6 protein-coding genes are annotated in these 6,281 nt (G+C 70.1%); all 6 read left to right on the top strand.

Going from position 1 to position 6,281, the window contains the following annotated elements; all coding sequences use genetic code 11:
- Positions 1 to 1,146 (top strand): flavin-containing monooxygenase (locus tag VFZ39_RS01170; RefSeq protein WP_330863885.1); only part of this gene is annotated, 1,146 nt, incomplete at its 5' end.
- 180 nt (positions 1,147 to 1,326) lie between these two features.
- Positions 1,327 to 2,607 carry an extracellular solute-binding protein gene (locus tag VFZ39_RS01165; RefSeq protein ID WP_330863884.1) on the top strand — a complete coding sequence of 427 codons (1,281 nt, stop codon included), beginning with the start codon at positions 1,327 to 1,329 and terminating at the stop codon, positions 2,605 to 2,607.
- 19 nt (positions 2,608 to 2,626) lie between these two features.
- Positions 2,627 to 3,646 (top strand): carbohydrate ABC transporter permease, encoded by a 1,020-nt coding sequence (locus VFZ39_RS01160; protein ID WP_330863883.1) that lies wholly within the window; start codon positions 2,627 to 2,629, stop codon positions 3,644 to 3,646.
- Positions 3,643 to 4,461, top strand: coding sequence for a carbohydrate ABC transporter permease (locus VFZ39_RS01155; protein WP_330863882.1), 819 nt, complete (start codon positions 3,643 to 3,645; stop codon positions 4,459 to 4,461). Before VFZ39_RS01160 ends, VFZ39_RS01155 begins: the two co-directional genes overlap by 4 nt.
- The gene (locus tag VFZ39_RS01150; protein ID WP_330863881.1) at positions 4,458 to 5,930 is read left to right on the top strand and encodes a GH1 family beta-glucosidase; all 1,473 of its coding nucleotides are present in this window, start codon (positions 4,458 to 4,460) and stop codon (positions 5,928 to 5,930) included. The genes VFZ39_RS01155 and VFZ39_RS01150 overlap by 4 nt, the downstream gene beginning before the upstream one ends.
- Positions 5,931 to 5,940: 10 nt before the next feature.
- Positions 5,941 to 6,281 (top strand): LacI family DNA-binding transcriptional regulator (locus VFZ39_RS01145; RefSeq protein WP_330863880.1); only part of this gene is annotated, 341 nt, incomplete at its 3' end.

Raw genomic sequence — 6,281 nt, 5'->3', positions numbered from 1 at the left:
TACGGCCACCGCGTGGTCGCGGCCGACTGGGACTCGAGCACCGCGCGATGGACGGTGACCTCCGAGGTCGGCGGGGAGCCGCGCACGACGACCGCCGACTTCCTGTGGGCGTGCAGCGGCTACTACGACTACGACGCGGGCTACACGCCGCACTTCGAGGGCCAGGAACGCTTCGGCGGCCCGGTGGTCCACCCGCAGCACTGGCCCGACGACCTCGACCCCACGGGCAAGCGCGTCGTCGTCATCGGCTCGGGCGCGACCGCCGTCACGCTCGTGCCCGCCCTCGCCGCGGGCGGCGCCGAGCACGTCACGATGCTGCAGCGCTCACCGACGTACGTCCTCTCCGTGCCGGCGAAGGACGCGGTCAAGGGCCGGCTGACCAGGCTGGTCGGGGAGGAGCGGTCCTACGTCGCGACGCGGTGGAAGAACATCGCGCTGCAGTCCGCGCTCTACCGCGTGAGCCGGCGGCGTCCGGACCTCGTGCGCCGCCTCGTCCGCAGGACCAACGTCGCCCAGCTCCCACCCGGCTACGCCGTCGACACCCACTTCAACCCGAGCTACGACCCGTGGGACCAGCGGATGTGCCTGGTGCCCGACGGCGACCTGTTCCGGGCCATCAGGCACGGCCGGGCCGACGTCGTCACCGGCCGCATCGCCACCTTCACCGAGACAGGCCTCGAGCTGGAGTCGGGGGAGCGGCTCGAGGCCGACGTCGTCGTCACCGCGACCGGCCTCAACCTGCAGGTGTTCGGCGGCGCCGAGCTGAGCGTCGACGGCGAGCGGGTCGAGCCGAGCCGGACCATGGCCTACCGCGCGATGATGCTCTCCGGCGTGCCCAACTTCGCCTTCACCATCGGCTACACCAACGCCTCCTGGACGCTCAAGGCCGACCTCGTCGGGGAGTACGTCGTCCGGCTGCTGAGGCGGTTGCGCTCGACCGGCACCCGGTCGGTCGTCCCCGTGCGCGACCCGGACGTCGAGGAGGTGCCGCTGATGGACTTCGACGCCGGCTACGTGCAGCGAGTGGTGCACACGCTTCCCCGGCAGGGCACGCGCGCCCCCTGGTCGCTCCGGCAGAGCTACCTCCACGACGCCCGGACGATCCGGCGGGCGCGCCTCGACGACGGTGTGCTGCGGTGGTCGTGAGGGCCGCTGGATGGAAGCGCTCCCACATTTCACCTACGCACTCTGCCGCGACCGTTGACAGCCGGATGTGACCGGCGTCATAGTTGCAGACGGACGGAAGTGGAAGCGCTCTCACACCGCTCACGTCCACCTTCCAGCCGGGCAGGGCGCCCGGCGCCCCAGGACGGCAGGAGTGCAGTGGTGCAGACATCGAAGACCCGGCGATTCCGACTCGCCTCGAGCGCGTTGATGGCGCTCACCCTCGCGACGACCGCAGCCGCGTGCGGCGGCGGTGACGACGACGGGACGACCGCAGACGGCGTCACCACGATCACCGTGGCGACGTTCAACGAGTTCGGCTACGAGGGGCTCATCGACGAGTGGAACGCCGCCAACGACGACATCAAGATCGAGCAGGTGAAGGTCGGCACGTGGGACGACGCGAAGGCCAACCTCTACACGAAGCTCGCAGCCGGGTCGGGCCTCTCGGACATCGAGGCGATCGAGGGTGACGCGATGCCCGCGATCATGGCCGAGAGCGGTGCCTTCGTCGACCTCACCGACGACGAGCTCGACGGCCGCTGGCTGCCGTGGGTCGAGGAGAAGACCCTCAATGCCGACGGCCAGATGATCGGCTACGCCACCGACATCGGCCCGGAGGGCATCTGCTACCGCGCCGACCTCTTCAAGAAGGCCGGCCTCCCCACCGACCGCGAGGAGGTCGCGGGGCTCATGGGCACCTGGGACGACTACTTCGCCCTCGGCGAGGAGTTCATCAAGAAGGTCCCCGACACCGCGTGGTACGACTCCTCCGGCGGGCTCGCGCAGGCCATGCTCAACCAGGTCGCGAACCCCTTCGAGACCGACGACAACACCGTCGAGGTGGAGAACGACGAGCTCAAGGCCGTCTGGGCCGACGTCACCGGCAACATCGAGAAGGGCCTGTCCACCAAGCTCCCGCAGTGGAGCGACGACTGGACCGCCTCGTTCCAGAACGACGGCTTCGCCACCATGGCGTGCCCCGGCTGGATGCTCGGCGTCGTCGAGGGCAACGCCGAGGGTGTCGAGGGCTGGGACATCGCCAACGTCTTCCCCGGCGGCGGCGGCAACTGGGGAGGCTCGTTCCTCACCGTCCCGTCCCAGGGCGAGAACGTCGAGGAGGCCAAGGAGGTCGCTGCCTGGCTGACCGCGCCGGAGCAGCAGGTCAAGGCGTTCGCAGCCAAGGGCACCTTCCCCAGCCAGGTCGAGGCCCTGGAGTCGGACGAGGTGACCAGCGCGACGAACGCCTTCTTCAACGACGCGCCCACCGGTCAGATCCTCGCGGAGCGCGCCCAGGCGGTGACGGTGCAGCCCTACAAGGGCCCGAAGTACTCCGACATCCTCCAGGCCTTCCAGGCTGCGGTCCTTCGCGTCGACGACGGATCCCAGGACGCTGCCGAGTCGTGGGACCAGTTCGTGACCGACGTCGAAGCGCTCGGCTGATCGGACCGACGGACTCCTCGTGAGCAACTCCACCACCTCCCGGGGCGGGGGCACCCAGACGGTGTCCCCGACCCGGGAGGGCTCCTCCACCGCGTCCGGGCCCACCGGACGAACGCCCCGGCCCGAGTGGCGGCAACGACTGACCCGGCTCGACGTCCGGCTCTCGCCGTACCTCTACATCTCGCCCTTCTTCCTGCTGTTCCTGGTGGTCGGCATGTTCCCGCTCGCCTACACGGCGTGGGTGTCGGTGCACGACTGGAGCCTGATCGGCGGCAAGGGCGAGTTCGTCGGCCTCGACAACTTCCGCGAGGTCCTCGGCAACCCCTACTTCACCAAGCAGCTGGTCAACACGATCAGCATCTTCCTGCTCTCCTCCGTGCCGCAGATCGTCATCGCCGTGGTGCTGGCGGCGCTGCTGGACAACCAGCTCCGCGGCCGCACGTTCTGGCGGATGAGCATCCTGCTGCCCTTCGTCGTGTCCCCCGTGGCCATCGCGATCATCTTCGGCAGCCTGTACGGCGACCGCTACGGCCTCATCAACGAGCTGCTCGGGCACGTCGGCATCGACCCCGTCGGCTGGCACACCGAGCGGTTCGCCAGCCACGTCGCCGTCGCGACCATGGTGAACTGGCGCTGGACCGGCTACAACGCCCTCATCCTGCTCGCCGCCATGCAGGCGGTGCCGCGCGAGCTCTACGAGTCGGCGGCGATCGACGGCGCCGGCCGGGTGCGGCAGTTCGTCAGCATCACGCTGCCGATGATCCGCCCGACGATGATCTTCGTCGTCATCACCTCCACGATCGGCGGCCTCCAGATCTTCGCCGAGCCCCGGCTCTTCGACGAGACCAACGCACGCAACGGCGGCAGCGACCGCCAGTTCGGCACCATCACCATGCTGATCTACGACTTCGGCTGGCAGCTGCGCGACCTGGGACGGGCCTCGGCCACGGCCTGGCTGCTCTTCGTCGTGATCTGTGCCTTCGGCATCGCCAACTTCCTGCTCATCCGCAGGATCGGCGCCCTGGGAGGAGACCGATGACGCGCCGTCCGGGGTTCCTCGTCTACGGCCTGCTGACCGCCTTCCTGGTCGGCTCAGCCGCTCCGCTCTACTGGTCGTTCCTGCTCGGCTCGCACACGAAGGAGATCGCCGCACAGGGCGTCCCGCCGCTGCTGCCGGGTGGTCACTTCTGGTCCAACGCCGAGCGCGCGATGACGACGATCCCCTTCTGGAAGGCCATCGGCAACAGCCTGCTGGTGTCCACGGTGACGGCCTGCTCGGTGGTGTTCTTCTGCACCTTGGCGGGCTACGCCTTCGCCAAGCTGCGCTTCCGTGGTCGCGGTCCGCTACTGGTCTTCGTGATCGCCACCATGGCAGTCCCGACCCAGCTGGGCGTCGTACCCATGTTCATCCTGATGTCGGAGTTCGGCTGGACCGGCACCATCACGTCGGTGATCATCCCGTGGCTGGTCACCGCCTTCGGCGTCTTCTTCATGCGCCAGTACCTGGTCGACGCGGTGCCGGACGAGCTGGTCGAGGCCGCCCGCATGGACGGGTGCTCCCAGATCCGCATCTTCTGGCACGTCGCCGCGCCCGCCGCCCGACCTGCAGCCGCCATCCTCTGGCTCTTCACCTTCATGCAGGTGTGGACGGACTTCTTCTGGCCGCTCATCGCCCTGCCGAACAGCAACCCCACCATCCAGGTGGCGCTCAACCAGCTCCAGAGCGGGTTCTTCAAGGACTACAGCCTCGTCCTGGCCGGCACCACGCTGGCCACCATCCCGCTCCTCGTCCTGTTCGTCCTCGCCGGCCGCCAGCTCGTGTCCGGCATCATGCAAGGAGCCGTCAAGGGATGACCACCCACACCACGCCCGCCTCCACCGTCGAGTCGTCGCCGCGAGCGCACTTCGCGCACGACTTCGTGTGGGGCATGGCGACCGCCTCCTACCAGATCGAGGGCGCCGTCGCCGAGGACGGGCGCACCCCCTCGATCTGGGACACCTTCTCGCGGGTCCCCGGAGCGATCCTGGGCGGGGACACCGGAGAGGTCGCCTGCGACCACTACCACCGGATGCCGGCCGATGTGGAACTCCTCGCCGACCTCGGTGCCACGTCGTACCGCTTCTCGGTGGCGTGGCCGCGGGTGCGGCCGGACGCGGGGCCGGTCAACGCGGCCGGCCTCGCGTTCTACGACCGGCTCGTGGACGAGCTGCTCTCCCACGGGATCGCGCCGTGGCTGACGCTCTACCACTGGGACCTGCCGCAGGTGCTCGAGGACGCCGGCGGCTGGACCGACCGCGACACCGTCCACCGGTTCGTGGAGTACGCCGTCTCGGTCCACGAGGCGCTCGGCGACCGGGTGCCGACGTGGACCACGCTCAACGAGCCGTGGTGCTCGGCCTTCCTCGGCTACTCCGCCGGCCACCACGCGCCGGGGCGCCAGGAGGGGGCGGCCGGCCTGGTCGCCGGCCACCACCTGCTGCTCGCGCACGGCCTCGCGACGCAGGAGCTGCGCAGCCGCGGAGCCGACCGGCTCGGGCTGAGCCTCAACCTGACGGTGCCCGACCCGAGCGACGCAGGTGACCCTGTCGACGTCGACGCCGCCCGCCGGATCGACGGGATGCACAACCGGTTCTTCCTCGACCCGATCTTCCGCGGCTCCTACCCCGTCGACGTGCTCGAGGACACCGCCGACCGGACGTGGCAGGACCGGCCCTGGCTCGACGTGGTGCGCGACGGCGACCTCGACGTCATCTCGACCCCGATCGACGTGCTGGGCGTGAACTACTACCACGGCAACGAGGTCTCGGGTCACCCGCGCACGGACGTCGTCGGCGTCGGGGCCGACCACCCCGACCGGGTCGCGCTCTCGCCGTTCCCCGGCTCCGAGCACGTCACCTTCCCGAGCCGCGGGCTGCCGCTGACCGCCATGGGGTGGGAGATCCAGCCCGAGGGACTCCACCGGCTGCTCCGCCGCCTCCACGACGACTACCCGCACCTGCCGATCTACCTCACCGAGACCGGCGCGGCCTTCGACGACCGGCTCGACGAGCACGGGCGGGTGCACGACCCCGACCGGATCGCGTTCCTCGACTCCTACCTGCGTGCGGTGCACCGCGCGATCGAGGAGGGCGTCGACGTCCGCGGGTTCTTCCAGTGGTCGTTCTACGACAACTTCGAGTGGGCCTTCGGCTACGCCAAGCGCTTCGGGCTCGTCCACGTCGACTACGCGACGCAGCGTCGTACGCCGAAGTCGAGCGCCCACTGGTACGCCGAGCTCGCCCGGACCGGGAGCCTGCCCATCCCTTCCCCCGCGGGCGGCTAGCGTGGCGCGAGTGACCACCCCGCGCAGCACCGTGAGCGCGGGTCAGCCGACCCTCGACGAGGTGGCGCGGGTCGCGGGCGTCTCGCGGGCCACGGCCTCGCGGGCGATCAACGGCGGTCAGCGGGTGAGCCCGCGCGCCCAGTCGGCCGTCGACACGGCCGTGCGCACGCTGGGTTACGTGCCCAACCCGGCGGCCCGCAGCCTCGTCACGCGGCGTACCGACTCGATCGCCGTCGTCGTGCCCGAGCCCGACGACCGGGTCTTCTCCGACCCCTACTTCGCGGGCACGCTCCGGGGGGTCAACCGGGTGCTCGCCGAGCGCGACATCCAGCTGGTGCTGCTGCTCGCGCG

It is taken from the genome of Nocardioides sp., assembly GCF_036374615.1.
In the GTDB taxonomy this organism is placed as follows: Bacteria; Actinomycetota; Actinomycetes; order Propionibacteriales; family Nocardioidaceae; genus Nocardioides.
This window is presented reverse-complemented; position numbering and strand designations above follow the sequence as displayed.

Coding starts and splice junctions, on each gene's coding strand:
- VFZ39_RS01155 (WP_330863882.1), top strand. CDS start 3,643: ATGACGCGCCGTCCGGGGTTCCTCGTCTACGGCCTGCTGACCGCCTTC.
- VFZ39_RS01150 (WP_330863881.1), top strand. CDS start 4,458: ATGACCACCCACACCACGCCCGCCTCCACCGTCGAGTCGTCGCCGCGA.